We start from the raw sequence: 21,508 nt of genomic DNA on the forward strand, positions 1-21,508 counted from the left end.
CACGTGAAGGGTAGAGGGGGGAAAAGGGTTGCCGTCTGCACGCCACATGCATAAACGGCTCTCATTCCGTGTGACTGAAACCGAACCCGGAACGGTGTATCACATACGCAGTGAATCACTTGTTCCGAAACAGTTCGTTTTCGATCTACACGGAAAGAGAGCCATGCATGCAAGCCGTTTAACGGCAACCCGGTCTCCTTTCGTTGCTAGCTTTTACAGCGGGGAGAAGAAACCGACTTCGCTTTGAGACAAGTGAGACACGGCGTATGTGATACTTCGTCGAAAAGTCGGTTTCGACTTCCCGACAGGAAAGCCGCTTTTTCGCATCTGTCCGCGAAATGCGGTCTTGCACGTCCACTTCCGGCCACATGCATCCTTACGCCATTTGCAGCCCCACAGCGTTCGCCAATACTTTAATCTCCCGCATCAATTGACTGAACTGCGGAATCGTAAGCGATTGCGCGCCGTCCGACAGCGCTTTTGCCGGATTCGGATGCATTTCAATCATCAGTCCATCGGAGCCGACCGCGACACCCGCTTTACTCATCGCCGGAACGTAGGCGGACACGCCTGTTCCGTGGCTCGGATCGACAATTACCGGCAGATGCGAAAGCCTTCTTACGACCGGAACTGCATTTAAATCCAGCGTATTACGGGTTGCCGTTTCAAACGTGCGGATTCCCCGTTCGCAGAGAATCACATTTTGATTGCCTCCACTGAGTACATACTCAGCCGCCATCAACCACTCTTCGATGGTAGCGGACAAGCCCCGTTTCAGCATGACCGGCTTGTCGACCCTGCCCAATTCCCGCAGTAAAGAAAAGTTTTGCATATTGCGGGCGCCAATCTGAATGATGTCGGTGTATTGGGCTACAAGTTCCAGATTTTCCAGATCCATTAATTCGGTGACGATCTTCAAACCTGTCACTTCACGCGCTTCCGCCAATATTTTCAGGCCTTCTTCTCCCAAACCGTTAAACGCATAAGGCGATGTCCGGGGTTTGAATGCGCCGCCGCGCAGAATTTGCGCACCCGTTTCCTTCACAGCCAGAGCGCTTTCCATCAGTTGTTCGCGCGATTCAACCGAACAGGGGCCGGCCATTACCACAAAATTTCCACCGCCAATTTTTACGCCGCCTACATCAATAACTGTCGGGTCCGGATGAAAATCGAGGCTGGCCAGTTTAAACGGGTGGGTGACATGGACCACCGATTCCACTCCGGAAAAACTGGTGAACGGAAACCCTTCTACATTCCGTTTATTGCCGATTAATCCGACAATCGTCCGTTCTTCACCCTTTGAGATATGAACCTGCATGCCCAGTTCCTCAATCGCCTGCTTCAATGATTGTATGTCTTGGTCAGTCGCTTGTTTATTCATCACAATTACCATTCGTTTTCACCTCTATTGGTCAGTAAAATTTTTGTGAAAGAAAATAAAAACGCCCCTTCAAAATTGAAGGGGCGAACTTTCCGTGTCCGCGGTACCACCCTACTTGAACGCGCCCGGTTACACCGTACGACGATCCGCTTGCACACCTGATAAGGGAAAGGATTCCCGGTTTGCTCCCGAACTGTAATTCAATCTGCCGCTTCCCTGGTTCACACCACCCACCAGGTCTCTGATCGCTGAACGACGGCAAACCTACTGGCATTCGTTCCTTGCAAACTTTGTATTCCAACTGTTACGCATTATATGCGAGATATTACAGGAAGTATATCACCAATTTTTTTACGGAGTCAATATGGAGTTTTCCGATTATTCAGCCGGCAGGATCAACTCGCCGTTTTCATCAAGCGCGATCGGATTCCGGCAATAGGCACATCCGTCCTGTCGGCCAAGCACTTTTGTCGTTTTCCCGCAATGCGGGCATTCCACCTGGGGGATCTGCATGGAAATCGTCCCTAACCGGAAATAAATGCCGCTGCTGACGGCGATCATGATCAGTCCGATGACAAACATGACCGGCAAAATCGCGTGGATAAACACGCCGATATACATCAGAATAAACGCAGCAAAGATCAGCCCCAGCGCCCAATTGCGCAAGCGAATCAATTTCATTGCATGTCACCCTTATTTCGTATCTGTTTGTTTTATCCTACTGGATTCCCGGCAAATTGTCCACTGCCTATTGAATTGACCCGTTTTGCGGGGTATACCCCTCCACGATCAGTTTTGGAGTCCCACTCTGTTTGCCAACTCAGGCCCCTCCCCTCAGCCAGCGCTTGATTTTCGCTTGACGGAGATGATCCGGATTGGCAAGCGCTTTTTCCATCACTTCACGCAAGAAAACAGGTTCGACACGAATTTTGGTCCCTCGCGCAATCTCCTCATAGACGCCTGAAAACACCAGATAATCCCCTGTCACGATCCGGTAAATTCGGTTGTCATTAAGCGGTTCACCTGCCGCTTCGATGCTCAACAATCGGTCATCTTCACCGTACCAAATTTTCAAACCGGAAACGGCCAGGGAACCCACTTCATTGCCGCGAAAGCCAAAGCCGAACCCTCGGCGGTGCGTGTATTCCTTTCTCAGAGCCTTTTCCAACACATCGCGAATCTGCCATCCGTACAGATCAATCACAACCGGATTGATGGGAGAAGGACAGCAGGCAAGCAGTGTTTTGCGAGTCAAATTTCCCGATTCCAACCCGAAATGAAACACACCCGTATTCAGAAAAGCCAATTCCGCGCCGGACAATTTCCGCATCTCATCGACCACCAGGTTGCCCAATTCCGACTCATGGTGAAAATGGTGATAGAGCTTCTCCGGAACCACCGCGACCACTTCCTCCAAAATACGGTCTGCGCGGCGGCGCCACTCTTCCAGAATAGCGCGCAGATCGGCATCCGGTTCAAGCGAGTCATCACGGGCTACCACACACCCCACTACGTTTCGCAAACATCTTTTGTCCATATCATAATCGAGCACTAAATGACCGAAATAATTCGCAAATTTGCCCGCCTGCGCAATCCACACATCGCCTATTTTTTCCGGCTGTTCCAGCAAATGATGCGTATGCGATCCGATGATCATATCCACATCCGGATTATGGGACGCGATATTGCGGTCGACAGACAAGCCAAGATGAGACAGCAGCACCACCACGTCCGCCCCCTGCCTGCGCAGCCCCCCGGCCAACCGCGGAATTTGTTCGAACGGATCGAGTGCATTCGTTCCCTCGATATGATAGTACTCGTTATACGGTGCGGTAAGTCCGAAGATCCCGATTTTCACGCCGTTTCGTTCCAACAACAAACTGTCTTGAAAAAACGGATAGGCAGCCCCATCCTCCAACTTACGCAGATTGCCGTTCAGCACCGGCGTAGCGGACTGACGGCAGAGTGCTTCCCAGTAGACGCTTGGGATGATCAACCCTTCATTGTTTCCGAACACCCATGCATCATAATTCATGACCCGTAACAGGGAAGCGTTCACAAGCCCCATCGTCGCATCCGTTTCAGGGGCCATTCGGTCTGCATGATCGCCTATGTCAAACAAAAAAACCGTCTCGTTTCTGGCCGACAAATGGTTTCGCAATTGCCTGATCTGAGTGGCAAGCGTGATATACGCATCCAAATGACTGTGCACATCATTGGTGTGAATCAGATGCAGATCCATTCTCCACCTTCTTCCCCAACAAGCTCTTTTTTTTTATTATATAAAAAAACCCCGATGGAATATCGAGGTTTTTCGAATTTGTTTATTTTTGCGACTCATCTCGCAGCGTCCGTCTCAGGATTTTACCTACCGCGGTTTTCGGCAGTTCACTGCGGAATTCATAGAGCCGGGGTACTTTGTATGCGGCCAACCGTTCCCGGCAGAAATGGTTCATCTCTTCCTCCGTCAATTGCGTACCCGGTTTGGGAACTACAAACGCTTTCACCGTCTCTCCTCGATACGGATCGGGAACACCAACGACAACCGCTTCCAGTACATTCGGATGTTGATACAGCACCTCTTCCACATCACGCGGATATACATTAAAACCGCTGGCCAGGATTAAATCTTTCTTCCTGTCAATGATGTAGTAGTACCCTTCGTCGTCCATTTTGGCAATATCCCCCGTGTGAAGCCAGCCGTTTTTCAACGTTTCGGCTGTTTCCTGCGGCAGATTCCAATATCCTTTCATCACCTGCGGACCGCGAACCACCAGTTCGCCTTCTTCCCCAGGTTTCAGTTCGGTAACCCCGTCATGCAGATCGACGATTTTGGCTTCGGTAAACGGAATCGGTTTGCCAATCGAACCGGCTTTCCGTTTCTCAATTGGATTAAAATGGGTAACGGGCGACGCTTCTGACAGACCGTACCCTTCAATCACTGTGCCTTTGGTTTTCACTTCAAATTCTTTAATGACTTCTACCGGGAGCGGAGCCGAGCCGCTGATGCAGACACGAATCGAATCCACTCCGTATTCTTGCGCCTTCGGATGAGCATTGATGGCTATATACATCGTCGGCACACCAGGGAACAGGGTGGGTTTCGTTTGCTTGATGGTGTTCAACACCTCTTCAATTTCAAAACGCGGCAGCATAATCAACTGGGATCCCGTCAAAATCCCCATGTTCATCGTGGTGGTCATGGCATATACGTGGAAAAGAGGGATTACGCTGAGAATCCGTTCCTGCTCCACGTCCTCCGAAACCATAAGCAAGGATGACTGTAAAGCATTCGCCACTACGTTTCGATGGGTCAGCATAGCCCCTTTCGCACGTCCTGTAGTTCCGCCCGTGTATTGCAAAACCGCCACATCGTCCGACACTGTATTCGGCTGCGGAACGGGTCCTGCAGCGCTTTTCACAAACGATTCAAAATTGACGGCTCCTCCTTCATAAGACGTTCCGACCGGAGGCAATTCGACCACAATTTTTTTCACCAAATCATCTGCCACAGACGAGTTCATAACGACAGGCAGCAAGGGAGCAAACACCACAATCGCTTTTGCACCCGAATCCTGAACATAATGTTCCACTTCGCGCGGCACCGACATGGGACTAATCTGAACCACAACGGCACCCGCACGCAGAATTCCGTAATAGGCAATCACATAATGCGGACAATTCGGCAGCATAATCGCCACCCGGTCCCCTTCACCGATTCCGGCCTCGGCAAGGGCTGCCGCAAACCGGTCCACCGTAAAAAACAATGTTTTATAATCAATTTCTGTTCCGTGAAAGTAGATCGCTTTCCGATCCGGATACCGCTCGCTGGTCTGTGCCAGCATAAGCGGCACTGTCAAATCCGCCATGCCAGTTTCCTCAAAAGTGGATGATGTCCCTCTCGTACTCATGATAACCCTCCTGTATCCCCTGATCAAAATAACGAGCATAAATGAATGAATATTCATTTATGAATGACTATTCACTAGTTTAGCAATCTTTCACTAAAACCACAATACATTACTACTTGAGTGGGAGAGTAAGATTGTAAAAAGGAGTCCGCTATGTAAGCGGACCCGAAGCTGAAAAATATCTCTATTTATATGCCAGACGCTCGATCTGTTGCTCACACGCCAGCAATGGCCCTGTTTGTCCCGTTTTCGCAAACAAATGTTTCAACATATGCAAAACCTCAAGTTTAAGTTGCCACATATGGGGTTCACAGCATACAGGAAAAACTTTCTTTAAATAATGAATGGCGCCCATCCAATCTTTTTGCTGTGACAACACCAGGGAAAGGGACAACGCCGTCTGTACCTGCTTGGCGTCAACTCCCTGTTTTCGCCAAGATTCATAAGCCATCAGGTAGGCAGCCACAGCCTGCTCCGTTTTACTCTGACGTTGAAAAGTCAGTCCATATAACTGCCATATACAAGAAAAAAGCGTGTGTGTATCGTCTGCCCCTCCATACAGGGCCATCAGACACCAATCCTGCGCTTCTTCCCACTGTTCCATTTCCGCACAGCATACCGCCAGAAGATAATCGATGAAAACCAGTCCTCTATCGTCTTCGGTGCCGTTATAATGTTTTCTTGCCAAAATCGCTGAGTCCTTTGCTTCTTCCAGATATCCCAACCGGTAATAGGTCATGCTCAGAAACAGGAACAAAAAGCCATCTGTCTCAACCGTTGATTCAGATGCTAAAAATTTTAGTTTCAGCTGCAGTAATGAAATATCATAAATGTGCCACTTATCTTCATCGACAAAAGTACTCCCATCCCGCTCCAACAGCCGATGGATTCTAATTTCTGCCAGTTCCACCACCTGTTGTTTCATCGATTCAAAAAGAACAAGCGTATTTAACAGCGACCCATCTTCACGCCCCAACTCATCCAGCATTTCCGTGAAACAAGAATCAAACGGGTGTTCCTTTTCACGCACCGATTGCCAATCTTTAGGAAGCAAATGCAAGTTCATGTTTCACACTCCCCAAACAAAAATGTCTGCCTCAGAGGCAGACAAGGGAATGTGCTGCCACTGCGGCGGCCCGGCTGTCATAAAAAGCGCAGAACGACTGCAACTTTTCTTAGACCCGCAGCTTTGCGTCATCACCTTTCGATGATTTTGCCCTTAACATCAGTGTCGTTCAAAAAAATCACATTTTTAAAATATCTTAAACAAAACGCTCCGAATTTCCTTCTACACTATAAAAAATGCGACAAAAGTCCCACCTAAAGCGGGCTTTCTGCACTCGAAACTCCCAATCCCAGCTCGAACTCCTGCTCAGGAAGAAGCAACCGGCTCACCGCGCAGCCCCAAATCATCCGCTCTGTCTTTTAATGCATCAATCACAAACTGAATATGCTCATCGAGACTGATTCCCAATTCTTCCGCCCCTTTGTATACATCATCGCGTGACACGCCTTTTGCAAACGCTTTGTCTTTCAGTTTTTTCTTGACCGCCTTGACATCCACGTCAAAAATGCTTTTGCTCGGCCGAACCAAAGCTACCGCCGTGACAAATCCCGATAATTCGTCGCAGGCAAACAATGTCTTGTCCAACAGAGATTCCCGTTTCACTCCCGTGTATTCCGCATGGGAAAGGATCGCATGAATCACATCCTCCGGATATCCGAGTTGCTTGAGTATTTCGCATCCTTTGTAGGGATGCTCTTGCGGAGTTGGATATTGCTCATAATCGAAATCATGCAGCAAGCCGACAATAGCCCATTTTTCCGCATCTTCACCAAATTTTTCAGCATACGCTTTGACGGACGTTTCCACCGCCAGCGCATGTTTGATCAAGCTCTGACTCTTGGTGTATTCATTTAAAAGCGACCATGCCTGTTCCCGATTCAATCTCATCGTTTCCTTGCCTCCATTGCTTCTTGTCTGCCGGCCAACGACAACCTGTACAGCGGCGCCAATTGATACAAGGCTTCTCGAGCTTTGTCCAGAAACATTTCGCCTGACATGCGAACCGCCTCTTGTTTCGGGATGTCAATGCCCACCAACAGTTCGCCGTTTTTATTTTCCAGCAATCGCTTGGTAAATTGCCCGATTTTGTCTTCCATTTGGGTATGCGGCACCGGATCGGGATGAATATGGTCATCGTACCATAACATCTGATTGGGAATCTGCCGCTTGATATCAGGCCAGTTCGCGGCCAGTTTTTCAGCAAACTGTTTTTTGCTGACACACTCGTAAATGATCGCAAACTGTACAAACGCATGGGTAGCCCACAATCCAATCTGAAAATGGGGCAGCATTTTGTAACCGCGCGGATTGGTTGCAAAGCTTACCCAGGAATCGTTTGGTGGATTGGTTTTCCGTCTGGCATGTTTGGCCACATGGACAAAAAATTCTTCCCCGTACCACGCCGACAAATCAGGCGCCAAAACCTTTCCAATCGATTCAAACTTGGGCCGGACACGCTCTTTCAAGGCCGCCATCCGCAGCTCCAGTCCTTCCACCTGAAACACTTCAAAATCCGCTTCTTTCCACCCGGTAAACATCGTTCTCACCACTCCTCTTACTCTTGTCCCAACTGTTCAAACAGTTTGCTTAGCTGATCTGCCACCGTCTTTACTTCAAACATCCGCAGATCGTTCGTTTCCGCCTTCTGCTGAAACAGATCCAATCGTTCCGCCATCGCCAAAAGTTCCGCTGCAATCCGCTCAGGATCGCGCGGGTCAATGACTGGGAAAGACTGTTCCCGCAAAAGGTTTGCCGTTGTTCCTTTTTCCGCCGTTATTCCCAGAATCGGTTTTCTGGCGCCAAAATAATCAATCAGCTTGGAAGGCAGAAATATATTTTCATCGCTTGGCGCGTCGATCAGCAGTAAAATATCGCTCTGTTTCATCTTCTGCAGACTTTCCAGATAAGAGACTTGGCCGGTTCGTTCGATTGTGGTTTTCAACATGTCTCCGTATTTGGAAAGCAGGGGAACAAATGTCGATTCCACGTTGCCGACGATCTGCAAATGAATTTTCGCCGCTGTCTGCGGATGCTGTTCGTTTAACAAAGCCAGCGCTTTCAGGATCGGTTCCGGTGAACGCAATCCGTAAAAGTCGCCGATATAGGACAATACGATTCGGTTATCGTGAGAGCCGGCAGCCGGTGATTCCCCTTCCGATGGCCCGTACAGCCGTTCATCGAAGCAATGCGGCAGTACAATCGACCGGTCTGTCACATCTTCATCCGGATAGGAAGATGCCACCAATCGGCGAATCTCGTCCGTCGGAAACACAAAACGGTCAGCCGCCCGAATCACTTTTGCTTCATTGCGCTCTTCCACCTGGTGCATGACAGGCAGCGGATATCGGTTGTAAGGATTGTGCGCCCACGGATCACTGAACTGCGCTACCCAGGGAATCCCGAGCCTCTGTTTAAACTCGTAAGCCACCAGATGACTGATGCCCGGCATCGAACGTGAATAAATCAATTGAAACGGCCCTTGCGGCTTGTAATGAAGCAGCACCTGACGCAGCCATCTGTCGTTCATATCCTGAAACATGGAAGAACCTTTCTGGTAGAGCCGCCGCACGATTTTGTTGACCGGTTTCGGATTGTGGTAACGGTGCACCGTCAGGTTCTCGACATCCATCCATTGGCCCATTGTCTCGTCTTTGCGAAAATCGGGATCGTCGCCCACCGCCACCAAATCGATCTGGTACCGCTTGGCCAGCTCAGGCAGCAGTTTCCCGACCAGGATTGATTCGGCAGACAACACGGGGGGCGCGAAATAAGAAATTACCAAAATTCGATCCATCACTTTCTCCTCGATTCCCATTTGATTGTGCACATTGGGGCCTGAAATTCGATCTATTTCCAAGACAGGTTTCGCGAATTTGCGATAATTTTTCTTTACTTCGGGATCGAGTAAGCCAGTTCCTTCAAATCTGTAAAAATTGCCACCACGTCAGCCAATTTCATACGAACCAATCCGCTGGTAGAGGGGGCTACAAAATCAATGACTCCTTCTACTTGCGAGGGTGACTGCACGCCCCAAGCGGCCTTTTTCAAGCCCGTATATTGGAGGTATACTCCCTTCCCGACGAAGCAAACCACTTTCGGCTTGTAACGAGTTATTTTTTCCCGAAGCGTTTGGCGCCCTTCCTCATATTCCCGCTTTGTAATTTCTTCCGCCGCTCGAGTCGGCCGTGCGACAATATTGGTAAACCCGTAACCGAGTTCATACAGACAGGCATCCTCTTCCGCCCGATATTTGCGCGGCGTTAAACCGGCCTGATAAAGTACCGTATAAAACCGGTTTCTCGGGTTGGCATAATGATGTCCCGTCTCGCTCGACCGCAGGCTTGGATTGTACCCGACAAACAAAATCAGCAGCCCTCTCTGATATGATCCGGAATCGGCCTCACAACAACGCCACCCCGCTCTGTGTCTTTTGTTCACATCCCGCATAGCTTTGCCTGTCCCTGCAAAACCTATCGATAATCATGCGCTGCTGATTCCCCACATTTAACGAGGTGATCTTATGTCCAAAGCAGAAACTGTTTTTCAACATGCGGTTTTTGACGACCGCTCTGTCTCCAAAGTGAACAACTTTACAGGTCACGACCTCACCACGAATACCTATTATTTTAAACCGGGCCAATCGATGGGGTACCAATCGACTGCAGGCGGCGACCAGGTTTATGTCGTATTGCAGGGAGAAGGACAATTTTATTTGAACAACGGGCAAGAAGAAACGATTGATGTAGAGTCCGGTTCGATCATGTACATCCCGAAAGGCGTGTCCTTCAAAATCGTCAACAATCAGTCAAGCGATCTGATCTGCACAGGTGTTCAGCACCCAGCGCATCAATAATGCCGATACCCCCCGGATTTCCGAGGGGTATCTTGTTTCATGCATATTTTACAATGCGCACTTTTCAATTTCAAAACCGAGATCCTCAATCATTTGCCAGTCGGCCACCGGCTCCTGTCCGGCTGTGGTTAAATAATCGCCGACAAAAATCGAATTGGCCGCATAAAGTCCCATCACCTGCAGATGACGAAGATTCACTTCCCGGCCTCCCGCAATCCGGATTTCCTTGGAAGGATTGACGAACCGCATCATGGCAAGCAGTTTCAAACACTTGCGCGGATTCAACTCACGCACTCCTTGAAGCGGGGTTCCGTCAATCGGATTCAGAAAATTGACCGGGATCGAATCGGCATCCAGTTCCCGCAGGGAAAACGCCACCTCAACCGCCTCCTGGTCGCTTTCTTTCATGCCAAAAATCGCGCCGGAACAGGGAGAAATCCCCGACTCTTTCACCTTCTGGACCGTATCTACACGGTCTTCGTATGTATGTGTCGAGGTAATGTTAGCGTAATTTTCAGCGCTTGTATTTAAATTGTGATTGTATCGATGAACACCGGCGGCAGCCAGTTTCTCTGCATGTTCTTGATTAAGAAATCCCAGGCAGCAGCAAATTTTCAAGTCGGTCGTTGCCCGAATTTCTTTCACCGCTTCAATCACGTGATCGATCTCTTTGTCCGTCGGACGACGGCCCGATGCGACAATGCAGTATGTGCCCGCTTGCCGGCGAATCGCTTCCTGCGCGCCGTCCAATATACTTTCCTTTGTAAGCCACGCGTATTTGTCGATTGGCGCTTCCGACACGACCGATTGCGAGCAGTAGCCGCAATCTTCCGGGCACAAACCGCTTTTTGCGTTAATGATCATATTCAGCTTCACTTTTTTCCCGTAGTAGTGATGCCGAAGCACATAGGCCCCTTGCAGAATTTCAAGAATTTCCTGATCATCCGCCTGCACAATCGCAAGCGCCTCTTCTTTGGTTACCGGCTCTCCATCTAATACGCGGTTCGCAAGTGCTTTCCAATCCGTTTTTGCTGCAACCGTTTGCGTCATTCTAACTCCCCCTTGTATTTTAGGTGCGTGCCAGCGATGCGACAGCTTCCAAATCCAGATGTGTGGCGACCGCTGTTCGCACATCATGCGTATCGTATGTTTCCCCCAGCCAAGGTAATTTGCCCAGCACAGGAACCTGCCCCCACTGTTCGATCAATTTCGGATTCATCTCTTCCGCCGTCCCGGTCGGCTGTTTTCCATATCCGGAAATCACCACGCCGAGCACCCGAAGTCCTTTTTTCCTCGCATATTCAACCGTTAACACGGTATGGTTGACCGTACCCAGATTCGGGCGGGCCACTACCAGCAACGGCAGCCCGAATGCAGCGGCCACATCCGCCACCATCATCCCCTCAATGTAAGGAACAGCCAGCCCGCCAGCCCCTTCGACAACGACAAAAGAATGTTTTTCACGAATACGGCGATAGCCGTCAAGAACATCCTGCAGCGTAACCGTTCGGCCTGCCCGCTCAGCCGCCAACAACGGGGCAATCGGTTCGGAAAACGAGTACGGGCAAATTTCCTCCCGCGGGTCATCGACACCTGCCAGCCTCTTCAAACGGCCTGCATCGCCATTCGGGTCGTTTGCCAGATGGCCGCTCTGCAGCGGTTTGTAAACACCCGCATCAATGCCCGAAAGCCGCAAGGCGCCTGCAATCCCTCCCGCAGCAACCGTTTTCCCCACCTCAGTGTCTGTTGCCGTTACAAATATTCCGTCCGCCACGATCATCCGCCCCCTTTTTCAACTCGCTGCTGTTCCTAACCGCCCCTCTCATCACAACAGACCCACCCGCCTTCCTGCCGCTGCAAATGCATGCAGCAGACAATCCACATCCGCATCAGTGTGAGAAGCCATCACAGTCAAACGAATGCGGGATGAGCCTGATGGAACTGTCGGCGGGCGAATCGCGGGAGCAAACACACCCTCACGTTCCAATTCACCCGCCATCCGAACCGCAGTTTCTGCGTCTCCGATCAGAACCGGAATAATCGGTGTGTTTCCCTTCATTACACGACAGCCGAGCTCCTCTAACCCACTCCGGACCCGGGTTGCCAGTCGACAGAGATGTACACGTCGTTCCGGCTCCGATTCAATAATTCGCAATGCGCACGAAGCGGCCGCGATTACGGCAGGCGGCAGGGCGGTGGAATAAATAAACGGCCGCGCCCGGTTGCGCAGCAAGTCAATTAACTCGGCTGAACCGGCGATATAACCGCCTTCCGCTGCAATCGATTTGGAGAGTGTTCCCATTTGAATCATTACCTGCTTCGAAAGGCCGAAATAATCCGCTGTCCCGCTTCCCCTTTCGCCTAATACACCGGTTGCATGCGCATCATCCACCATCACCCACGCATCAAACTGTTCCGCCAGGCGAACAATTTCCGGAAGCGGCGCAATATCGCCATCCATTGAGAAAACCCCGTCTGTCACAATCAATCGGCGCCGATAACGGCTGCTGTTGGCAAGTTTCGATTGCAGATCCGCCATATCGGCATGCCGGTACACGACCGTTTGGGCTCGCGACAGGCGGCAGCCATCAATGATGCTCGCATGGTTCCATTCGTCTGAGAAAATGATGTCAGATTCACCAGCAAGCGCCGTCAATGCAGCCAGATTTGCCATGTATCCAGTGTTGAACACGATCGCGGCCTGCTGATTTTTAAAACCTGCAATTTGCTTTTCCAACTGCTCATGCAATATAAAATTTCCTGTCGTTAAGCGGGAACCGGAACTCCCTGTGCCAAATGTACGCAGGGCAATGACGGATGCTTCAATCATACGAGGATCATCGCTCAAACCCAGGTAGTTGTTGGACGCAAACATCAGAAGCGGTTTGCCCTCCACCGTAACCGTTCGAGACGATGCGCTGTCCATTCGCCTCAGTTGGCGATACAACCCTTTCCTCTGTATCTCGTTCAATTCCGCACTCAATTGTTCCGCATAACGTTCGGCCTGTATCGTCTCCATATCAGCCCTCCGTTACATCTGCAATCGCCTGCTCCAGAATTCGCAGCATGTCTTCCAGTTCCTCGTAAGTGGAGGAAAGCGGCGGCATAAACACCACTACATTGCCAAGCGGGCGAAGCAGCATGCCGAGTCCTCTGCTGCGGCGGCAGACCTGCGCACCCATTCGTTCTTCCGACGGAAATTCCTGTTTGCTGGCTTTGTCTTTGACCAGTTCAATGCCGATCATAAGTCCCGCCTGACGGACATCCCCCACATGGAGGCGCTGATGGAGCGCTGCCAACCGCTTGCTGACATACTTTGCTTTTTCGGCCGTTTGGCAGACCAAATCCTGTTCTTTAAAAAGCCTGAGATTGGCCAATGCAACGGCGCATGCCAACTGGTTTCCGGTGTAGGAATGACCGTGGAAAAACGTTTGCTTGTAATCGCCCAGGAACGCATCGTAAATCTGATCGGTAGCCAACGTAGCGGCTAACGGCAGATAGCCGCCGGTAATGCCTTTTGCGACCGTCATCAAATCAGGTGTAACCCCATCATGTTCGCAGGCAAACATTTTTCCCGTCCGGCCAAAACCGACCGCCACTTCATCCGCAATCAACAGCACATTGTAACGGTCACAAAGCTCCCGCAGCGATCGCATATACCCTTTTGGCATGACAATGATTCCACTTGCCCCCTGAACGACAGGCTCAACGATCAGTGCGGCAATTTGCTCCGCATGTTTTTGCAAAATCGCCTCTGTCTCGGCGAGACACATTTCCGCACAGCGTTCCCCGTGCGGACTCCGATACCGGTAAGGATACGGCGCTTTAAAAGCGCCAAACAGCAGCGATGAGTAAGCTTTGTGATAAAGATCTATCGCGCCGACCGACACCGCCCCAATCGTGTCTCCGTGGTACGCTTCCTGCATCGTGACAAATTTTGTTTTCGCTGGCTTGCCTCTATGCTGCCAGTATTGAAACGCCATCTTGACGGCAATTTCAACGGAAGTCGCGCCATTATCCGAATAAAACACTTTGTTTAATCCTGGCGGGCTGATCTCGACCAGCTGTTCCGCCAGCAAAATAGCCGGCACATTCGACATTCCAAGCAGCGTGGAATGGGCAATCTGTTTCAACTGCTGTTCAATCGCCTGATCCAATTCAGCCACCCGGTGCCCATGTACATTCAACCAGATGGACGAAACCCCATCCCAATATTCGTTCCCTTTCACATCGCGCAGCTTTCTGCCGGAGCCACTCACGATAATGACCGGATCCTCTTCTCCGTACTCCTTCATCTGTGTAAACGGATGCCAGACATACCGCTTGTCCTTCTCGGCCAATGTTTCATACGAATACTCCATTGACTTCCCTCCAGCCGGTAATTGTTAACCATATTATTATATATGGTTAACAATTTGATCATATCACCGGTATGTTTCCTGTCGCAAGAAAAATTTGCCACTTTCTCAGTTGCCCCGATTTACAAAAGCAGCAATTTTTCTAACATCCTGGCGATCCCGTCATTTTCATTCGTGTCTGCAATCTGATCGGCCACCTCTTTCAAAATCGGGTTGGCATTCCCCATGGCAACGCCGACCCCCGCCCATTTGATCATCTCCAGGTCATTTCCTTCATCCCCAAACGCAATGACGTCCTGACGTTCAAATCCAAGAACAGATGCCAATGTCATTAACCCTGTCGCTTTTGAAATGCCCGCCTTGGTGATTTCAATCACATGAAAAGGCTCGGCACTCCAATACCGGTGTGCCACCATCCCGTGGAACTGTTTGTTTATCCTCGCACGCAGAGCGGTAATCACTTCTTCGCTGGAGTGGACCATCATACTGGTCGGGTGGTCGATCAAAAACGTTTCAATCTCCCCCAATCCTGTTGGCGGCGTTCCGTCTCCAAAAAAACGGAGAAGCGCATCCACTTTTTTCGCATAATAACGATCCTCCACTTCCACCAACACATTTTCCACTTCAAAAACCTGACACTGGTGCAGAATTTCCAGCGCAATCTGGCGATCCATCGGAAAATGAAACTCACTTTTGCGGGTAAACGGGTTGTGAATCAGCGCGCCGTTAAAATTGATCATCAGGCTGGTTAACCCTAATTCCTCGTGATACGGACGGCTGCTGCGGGGCGGACGACCGGTCGCAATCACCACTTCGTGTCCCAGATCGGTCACTTTTTTCAGGATCGTTTTGGTACTGTCCAGAATCTTTTTTTCGTTTGTCAACATCGTTCCATCCAGATCGATGGCAATTAAACGCCGCCTTGTCATCCTTGCATGCTCCTTCGGTCGGTTGAATTTCCAACAATGTACCTTTCAAAATCATGGGAGTCAAGCACCCGCTTTAATGTTGTTGAAATAAATGCGAGTTACTATAATGTGAAAGTGAAAAGAAAAAGAGGTGGACTATGAAATCGCTAAAAGAGACAATCAGCTGGATCGGAACCCTTGCAACGGCTGTGGCGTTATCCGTATTGATCAGCGCATTTGTATTCCAGCCTACTAAGGTTCTGGGAAGTTCCATGGAGCCTACCCTGCAAAATAACGAATATATCTTTATTTCCAAGCTCCCCCATACGTTGAAATCAGAACCCGATTACGGCGACATTGTAATTATTGACAGTCGGATAGACCGCACCCGCACCGTAAAAGATGATATAGTGGAGAGCCCGTTTTTCAACCTGGTAACCGGGCACACAGACCATGACACCTGGGTGAAAAGAGTGATTGGAAAGCCCGGCGACGTTCTGGAATTCAGGGATCATAAAGTGTATCGAAACGGAACGGCGCTGAACGAACCTTATCTGAAAGAAACGATGAACTATTCCACAAATCAAAAAATCACGGTTCCCGCCGACCATATTTTTGTCATGGGGGATAATCGCAATTACAGCAAGGACAGTCGTATGATCGGTTCTATACCGCTTGACCACGTTTTAGGAAAAATGGTGATCAAATAAAATCCTGATCGGACGGACCCAGCTGAAAAGTCCCCTTGTCTCTACGTGAATGTAGAAAACAAGGGGACTTTTTAATGTTCAAAACACAAAAACCTGTGCCCTTTTAAGAAGGCCGATTATAAATTATTCAGTTATAACCGTCTCCTCTGTATTTGCCTGTACGGCAGCCGACTGTGGATTTAGACCCACCAATTGCTGTTGAGCAAAAGCTACCAACTTCCGGGTAATGTGTCCTCCAATGGCGCCCGTATCACGGGTGGTCATCGTCCCCCAATAATCGTCAGCCGGAGTACTGATTCCCAACTCTTCCGCCACTTCATACCGCATTTGATTCAATGCCTGGTTCGCTGCTCTTACGACGAGAAGATTCCTGCGTGCCATTTCGAACACTCCTTTCTGTTTGGTATAGGATAGTGTGTCGCCGGATACCCTCCACAATCCGTTGTAATGCGTGGAAAAAATAATGTATCAATCTTCCAGAATACGGACATAAAGATAGTATAAATGGCTTTTTTGGAGGGATCTTGGTTTGGAGACAGTAGAGCGTTGGACAACGCGATCCGATGCATGGACATCTGACGACGACCAGAAATTGGCAGACATTGTGTTGCGACATATTCGGGAAGGAAGCACACAGCTTAACGCCTTCGTCGAAGCCGCCAACCTGTTAGGCCGAACGCCTGCAGCTTGCGGATACAGATGGAACGGTGTAGTTCGCCGGAATTTTGGGGAGGAAATTAAACTAGCCAAGCAGGAGAAAAAAAATCACATCTCCCTGCGAGGACATTTCTCCCGCCGCCGTGCATGGGTTCCCGATCTGGAGGATTCCTCCATTGAAGGAATTATTCGCGCCTTGAAACATCATGAACGGATGTATATGGAATTGCAGGAACGAAATCGTGATTTGCAGGATCGTATCACCTTATTGCAGCAAGATATCGAACAGTTGCAATATGAAAACCGGATGCTGCGGGAACGTGAATCTTCACTTCACAACGGGGAACCATTGTCGGAAGACTCCAAAACTCTGTTGGCCATTATGGAGCGTGCACGCAAACTGCTGGAATCGGAAGGAAAATGAAAATAACAGGGCAGCCCCTTTTTACTAACGAACGTTCAAATTATCGTCGGCAAAAGAGGGCTGCTTTCGTTACTTCCCCAGCAAAGTCATGCCGCCGTCCACAATAATCGTTTGTCCGCGAATCATTTGCGATTGATCCGAACATAAGAAGAGTACCGCGTTGGCCAGATCCTGCGGTTCCACAATCCGCCCGGCGGGCGTCCGCTTGCGAGCTGCTTCCAGGATTTGATCCCGGTTTGGAAAATGGGTCAGCGCATCCGTATCGACCGCTCCACCAGATACCGCATTGACTGCAATATTTTTTGCGGCCAATTCGACTGCCAAATAACGGGTTAACGCTTCCAGCGCCGCTTTCGAAACTCCCACTGTGGTATAGTTATCCAGTACCCGAATCGAACCGAGGCTGGAGATAGAGACGATTTTGCCGCCGCCCCTTTTTTCCATCAAAGGAACTGCATGCTGGGCACAGAACAAAAGCGCTTTGGCATTAATATCCATCGTCCAATCCCAATGGCTTTCCTTGATTTCAAGCGCAGGAACCAGCACCCCTGACGCTGCGTTCGATACCAGAATGTCTAAACCGCCGAATTCCCTGTCCACTTCTTCAAACATCGATCCGATTTTGTCCGGTTCCCCGACATTCGCCTTAATCACATGACAACGGACGCCTTTTGCCCGGATTTGTTCCGCCGTTTCTTCCGCCGGTTTACGATTCCGGAAAAAATTGATGATTACGTCACACCCCTGTTCCGCCAAAGAAAGCGCGATCGTTTTGCCGATTCCCCGGCTGCCGCCTGTTACCAGTGCGATTTTTCCTTTAAGCGATGACATCTTTTATAGCCTCCCTATGTATTTTTCCTGCGATCAGGCAAACGGATGGTTTTGTTCCTCAATAGCACGGAGCAGGGCGGACAAGCCAGCTTCCGCCTTTGCTCTGACTTCCTCAGAATATCTCATTTTCAAGGCGTTTTCCTCAAATTCATCGCGATCCAATACCTTATAAGACCGGTCTGCATACACATAGACATCGAGCTCGTAATCGATAAATGTAACCTGTCTCTTTTCCATGTCAACCGTTGGCGGTGCCGCCACGTTGCAGTACCACTCCACGCCATCCGATTTTTTCAGGACAAATACATTATACCAATCGGTCGGATGAAAATAAGCGTCCACTTCATAATCGCTTGACCATACCGAACCGTCCAGATTTTGCACCGGTGTTGCGGGTGGAATTCGCAGCCATAACGGATTCGTCGACTGGATGACTGCCTGCTGCCAACTGCGATGTTTCTGTCCATTATGTTTACATGCTTGAAGCGTAACAACTTGCAAGCGCTTCACTCTCCTGTCTAACCGCTTCAAATCCCATATTCTGGCTGATGATTTTCCCCTCCACATCTCTTAAACTAGTGAATAGCTGACTATTTTTCGATACGGAGGTGTCTGAATTGGTTTGGTTGATTGTTGGCGGACTTATACTTTTGATGCTTGTCTACTCTTATTTCAACACATTTCGAATGGTTTTGCGAGAAGTCGAACACACCATTCCACACAAAAGCGGTTTTGGCCCGCTGCGAATTCTGCAATTATCCGATCTGCATATGGAACGACAGTCAATCTCACCGCAGCGTCTGCGTAATCTGGCGCTTGCCACAAAGCCTGACCTGATCGTGTTGACAGGCGATTACTTGGATCGCTATCACAACATCGAAAAATGCGTGGAGTATCTAAAAAGAGTGGTAACAGTAAACCCTAAATATGGCACCTATGTGGTTTTTGGCAACCACGACCATTATCTGGGCGAACGGATTTGCGAATTGCAAGCGGCGCTTGAAAAAATCGGCTGCCGCGTGCTTTGCAACGAGTCGGAAACGATTGAAACGGAAGGCGCCCCGCTCACCGTCATCGGGATCGATGATCATTGCCTGGGAAAAAGCGATATTCCAAAATCTTACCAAAATGTTCCATCAGAAGGAATCCATCTAGTATTGGCGCATGATCCGAATACGATTCTGGCGATGAATGAATCGCATCCGGCTGACTATATTCTGTCAGGACATTTCCACGGCGGACAGTTTAATTTAATCCCCTATCTGCACCGCGTAATGGGTTTTGGTGAACTGCCGAAGCATGACATCCTCAAGGGGATGCACCGTGTCAACGGAAAAACGATTTACATTTCGGAAGGACTCGGCCAAAGCGGACTAAACGTCCGGCTTCGTTCGCGACCGGAAATCACACTTCACACATTGCGAACCGGTCGGCCAGACGTCGCTCCCGCTGCTGCAAAAACAAGTGAGACGTTTGCGCCTGCTTTAGATGGCGGGTACTAAGACAGATCTGATAATCTTAAATTGAGCTATTGCTAGGGGATATAATGTTGCATTATGCGCATATATCCTCTTTTTTCATACACATAAACTTTATGGTTCCCCTACTGTATAATACTTCTTATAACGAAACAGAGGGATGAAGCGCCAGCTATGTGATGGCCAGGGCAGGCAATATTCAGAGGAGGTATAGATAGCATGAATGAAAAAATCGGTTTTATTGGGCTGGGCAACATGGGAAGTGTATGCGTCCACCATTATAGGTTCGGTTAGGACCTATGTAAAAGATGGAACCTGCTTTATCGGGAAGTTGATGGTGCACCCGGAATATCAGGGCAGAGGTATTGGTGCATCGTTGATGGCAGAAATTGAAAAAATTAGCGCGACTGCCAGGTACGAACTGTTCACCGGCAGTAAAAGCGAAAAAAATATTCGCTTTTACAAAAGATTAGGCTATCAGGTTTTTAAAAACCAGATAATCGGAAATGATCTGAGCCTGGTTTTTTTGGAAAAGACGTTTTAGTCAATCATTACGGCAACCATTTACTTTAATGCTATTGAAACCCGGAATCCCTCTAGAGTATTGGGAACCCGGGTTTTTCTCGCAACAAACATCATTGGGTACTTTCAAATTCTCAGAGCTATCAAGAATAAATTTCCCTTGATACGCTCCTATGATAGATTTTTGAAACTTTTGCAGCGGATAGCGTAAAGACCACATTCTTATACTTAAAAGAGGAACTGTTTTCAACTTGTACCTCAGCAATAACATCAGAAGTATTTTTTAATTTTGAAATTGCGGGAAATCCCTCTGTTACGTCGCCGGATACATTAAATTACAGGAACATCTTGTTTGGCGCCTGCTGAGTGGTTATATAGAGAAATAGCTGAAATTGAACTTGCAAAAAGACCCAATGCTACTATAGGAATAACTATTTTTCGTTTCCTTAACATTTCGCATCACTCCCCTGAAATTAATATTAAACCAAAAATGAAACAAACCCATCCTGATTGTCAATTTCGTACGCAAATGGCTCACCGCAGTTTTGCAGTCGTACTCGACATCAACTTTTGGTAAAATAGTATCCGTATGGAAAATGGGTGTCCGAAAGGAGTTCATGTATGCAAAATCTGTTAAACGGCAAAACGATCCTGATTATGGGGGTCGCAAACGAACGAAGCATAGCGTGGGGAATCACACAATCCTTACATAACGCGGGAGCGAGACTCGCTTTTACCTACCAGGGGGAACGGGTAGAACGGCGCATCAAGGAATTGGTCAAAGATATTCCGAACGCGATCGTACTGCCTTGCGACGTAACAAAAGACGAAGAGATCGATCAAGTGTTTGACACCCTCGAGAAGGAGGTCGGTACACTGCACGGTCTGGTTCACTCCCTTGCATTTGCGCAAAAAGAAGATTTGGAAGGAAAATTCGTCGATACATCGCGCAACGGTTATGCGCTGGCACAAGACATTTCCGCCTATTCCCTGGTCGCTGTCACGCAGCGGGCACGCAGACTGATGAAAGAAGGCGGTTCCATCGTTACCATGACCTATTTGGGCGGTGAAAGGGTCATCCAGGGGTACAACATGATGGGTGTGGCAAAAGCGGCGCTCGACAGCTGCATGAAATATTTGGCCGCCGATTTGGGCCCTGACAACATCCGGGTTAATGCGATCTCCGCTGGCCCGATCATGACACTGGCAGCCAGAGGCGTACGCGATTTTACCTCCATGTTAAAAGTCGTAACGGAAAGAGCGCCGCTCCGCCGAGGCGTTACACAAGAAGAGGTAGGCAACACAGCGCTCTTCCTGCTTTCCAATCTGGCTTCCGGCATTACCGGAGAAATTCTGCACGTAGACGCAGGCTACAATATTCTCGGGATGTAAAATTAAACCGGTGCACC

At 49.2% G+C, this 21,508-nt stretch carries 23 protein-coding genes and 1 riboswitch; of the genes, 6 read left to right on the plus strand and 17 right to left on the minus strand.

The features are described 5' to 3' along the window. Positions 1–376: 376 nt before the first annotated feature. From aroF to skT53_RS10150, 9 genes are all read right to left on the minus strand, one after another. A complete protein-coding gene (gene aroF, locus skT53_RS10110; protein ID WP_200756542.1) occupies positions 377–1,393 on the minus strand; it encodes a 3-deoxy-7-phosphoheptulonate synthase in 1,017 nt (338 codons plus the stop codon). A 366-nt stretch (positions 1,394–1,759) separates the two neighbouring features. Beyond that, entirely contained in the window at positions 1,760–2,062 is a 303-nt protein-coding gene (locus tag skT53_RS10115; RefSeq protein ID WP_200756544.1) for a DUF2614 family zinc ribbon-containing protein, read from the minus strand. 139 nt (positions 2,063–2,201) lie between these two features. Further along, positions 2,202–3,623, minus strand: a complete 1,422-nt coding sequence (locus skT53_RS10120) for a bifunctional metallophosphatase/5'-nucleotidase (protein WP_200756546.1) — start codon at positions 3,621–3,623, stop codon at positions 2,202–2,204. 82 nt (positions 3,624–3,705) lie between these two features. Continuing rightward, the gene (locus skT53_RS10125; RefSeq protein ID WP_200756548.1) at positions 3,706–5,292 is read right to left on the minus strand and encodes a long-chain-fatty-acid--CoA ligase; all 1,587 of its coding nucleotides are present in this window, start codon (positions 5,290–5,292) and stop codon (positions 3,706–3,708) included. A gap of 184 nt (positions 5,293–5,476) precedes the next feature. Further along, positions 5,477–6,358, minus strand: a complete 882-nt coding sequence (locus skT53_RS10130; protein WP_200756550.1) for a tetratricopeptide repeat protein — start codon at positions 6,356–6,358, stop codon at positions 5,477–5,479. 61 nt (positions 6,359–6,419) lie between these two features. Then, a riboswitch (cyclic di-GMP riboswitch) is annotated at positions 6,420–6,520 on the minus strand. A gap of 144 nt (positions 6,521–6,664) precedes the next feature. Next, positions 6,665–7,246 carry an HD domain-containing protein gene (locus skT53_RS10135; protein ID WP_200756552.1) on the minus strand — a complete coding sequence of 194 codons (582 nt, stop codon included), beginning with the start codon at positions 7,244–7,246 and terminating at the stop codon, positions 6,665–6,667. Continuing rightward, positions 7,243–7,896: a YktB family protein gene (locus tag skT53_RS10140; RefSeq protein WP_200756554.1), complete on the minus strand. Its 654-nt coding sequence runs from the start codon at positions 7,894–7,896 to the stop codon at positions 7,243–7,245. The genes skT53_RS10135 and skT53_RS10140 overlap by 4 nt, the downstream gene beginning before the upstream one ends. A gap of 17 nt (positions 7,897–7,913) precedes the next feature. Continuing rightward, complete coding sequence (locus skT53_RS10145; protein ID WP_200756556.1) at positions 7,914–9,152, minus strand: glycosyltransferase; 1,239 nt, start codon at positions 9,150–9,152, stop codon at positions 7,914–7,916. Positions 9,153–9,247: 95 nt separating this feature from the next. Continuing rightward, the gene (locus skT53_RS10150) at positions 9,248–9,805 is read right to left on the minus strand and encodes a mismatch-specific DNA-glycosylase (protein WP_200756558.1); all 558 of its coding nucleotides are present in this window, start codon (positions 9,803–9,805) and stop codon (positions 9,248–9,250) included. A gap of 73 nt (positions 9,806–9,878) precedes the next feature. On the opposite strand from skT53_RS10150, the gene skT53_RS10155 reads away from it, so the two are divergent. After that, a complete protein-coding gene (locus skT53_RS10155; RefSeq protein ID WP_200756560.1) occupies positions 9,879–10,211 on the plus strand; it encodes a cupin domain-containing protein in 333 nt (110 codons plus the stop codon). Between the two features lie 48 nt (positions 10,212–10,259). On the opposite strand, the gene bioB is transcribed toward skT53_RS10155, so the two are convergent. From bioB to skT53_RS10180, 5 genes are all read right to left on the minus strand, one after another. Beyond that, on the minus strand, positions 10,260–11,261 hold the full coding sequence (gene bioB, locus skT53_RS10160; protein WP_200756562.1) for a biotin synthase BioB: 1,002 nt from the start codon (positions 11,259–11,261) through the stop codon (positions 10,260–10,262). A gap of 19 nt (positions 11,262–11,280) precedes the next feature. Continuing rightward, positions 11,281–11,985, minus strand: coding sequence for a dethiobiotin synthase (gene bioD / locus skT53_RS10165; protein ID WP_226375177.1), 705 nt, complete (start codon positions 11,983–11,985; stop codon positions 11,281–11,283). Positions 11,986–12,036: 51 nt separating this feature from the next. Then, positions 12,037–13,230: an 8-amino-7-oxononanoate synthase gene (gene bioF, locus skT53_RS10170; RefSeq protein WP_200756566.1), complete on the minus strand. Its 1,194-nt coding sequence runs from the start codon at positions 13,228–13,230 to the stop codon at positions 12,037–12,039. A gap of 1 nt (position 13,231) precedes the next feature. Next, positions 13,232–14,572: an adenosylmethionine--8-amino-7-oxononanoate transaminase gene (bioA, locus tag skT53_RS10175; protein WP_200756568.1), complete on the minus strand. Its 1,341-nt coding sequence runs from the start codon at positions 14,570–14,572 to the stop codon at positions 13,232–13,234. Between the two features lie 119 nt (positions 14,573–14,691). Then, positions 14,692–15,498, minus strand: coding sequence for a Cof-type HAD-IIB family hydrolase (locus tag skT53_RS10180; protein ID WP_200756571.1), 807 nt, complete (start codon positions 15,496–15,498; stop codon positions 14,692–14,694). 137 nt (positions 15,499–15,635) lie between these two features. On the opposite strand from skT53_RS10180, the gene lepB reads away from it, so the two are divergent. Then, a complete protein-coding gene (lepB, locus tag skT53_RS10185; protein WP_200756573.1) occupies positions 15,636–16,187 on the plus strand; it encodes a signal peptidase I in 552 nt (183 codons plus the stop codon). Positions 16,188–16,310: 123 nt separating this feature from the next. On the opposite strand, the gene skT53_RS10190 is transcribed toward lepB, so the two are convergent. Next, the gene (locus tag skT53_RS10190) at positions 16,311–16,568 is read right to left on the minus strand and encodes an alpha/beta-type small acid-soluble spore protein (RefSeq protein ID WP_200756575.1); all 258 of its coding nucleotides are present in this window, start codon (positions 16,566–16,568) and stop codon (positions 16,311–16,313) included. A gap of 148 nt (positions 16,569–16,716) precedes the next feature. On the opposite strand from skT53_RS10190, the gene skT53_RS10195 reads away from it, so the two are divergent. Then, complete coding sequence (locus skT53_RS10195; protein WP_200756576.1) at positions 16,717–17,268, plus strand: RsfA family transcriptional regulator; 552 nt, start codon at positions 16,717–16,719, stop codon at positions 17,266–17,268. Between the two features lie 69 nt (positions 17,269–17,337). On the opposite strand, the gene fabL is transcribed toward skT53_RS10195, so the two are convergent. Both fabL and skT53_RS10205 read right to left on the minus strand, forming a co-directional pair. Continuing rightward, on the minus strand, positions 17,338–18,099 hold the full coding sequence (fabL, locus tag skT53_RS10200) for an enoyl-[acyl-carrier-protein] reductase FabL (protein WP_200756577.1): 762 nt from the start codon (positions 18,097–18,099) through the stop codon (positions 17,338–17,340). 33 nt (positions 18,100–18,132) lie between these two features. Next, on the minus strand, positions 18,133–18,609 hold the full coding sequence (locus tag skT53_RS10205; protein WP_226375178.1) for a DUF402 domain-containing protein: 477 nt from the start codon (positions 18,607–18,609) through the stop codon (positions 18,133–18,135). A gap of 107 nt (positions 18,610–18,716) precedes the next feature. Between skT53_RS10205 and skT53_RS10210 the strand changes: the two genes are divergently transcribed. From skT53_RS10210 to fabI, 3 genes are all read left to right on the plus strand, one after another. Next, on the plus strand, positions 18,717–19,601 hold the full coding sequence (locus tag skT53_RS10210) for a metallophosphoesterase (protein WP_200756581.1): 885 nt from the start codon (positions 18,717–18,719) through the stop codon (positions 19,599–19,601). A 199-nt stretch (positions 19,602–19,800) separates the two neighbouring features. After that, positions 19,801–20,121 carry a GNAT family N-acetyltransferase gene (locus tag skT53_RS10215; RefSeq protein ID WP_200756583.1) on the plus strand — a complete coding sequence of 107 codons (321 nt, stop codon included), beginning with the start codon at positions 19,801–19,803 and terminating at the stop codon, positions 20,119–20,121. Positions 20,122–20,720: 599 nt separating this feature from the next. Further along, positions 20,721–21,491 (plus strand): enoyl-ACP reductase FabI, encoded by a 771-nt coding sequence (gene fabI / locus skT53_RS10220; protein WP_200756585.1) that lies wholly within the window; start codon positions 20,721–20,723, stop codon positions 21,489–21,491. The last annotated feature ends 17 nt before the right edge of the window (positions 21,492–21,508 follow it).

Source organism: Effusibacillus dendaii (assembly GCF_015097055.1).
Taxonomy (GTDB): Bacteria; Bacillota; Bacilli; order Tumebacillales; family Effusibacillaceae; genus Effusibacillus; species Effusibacillus dendaii.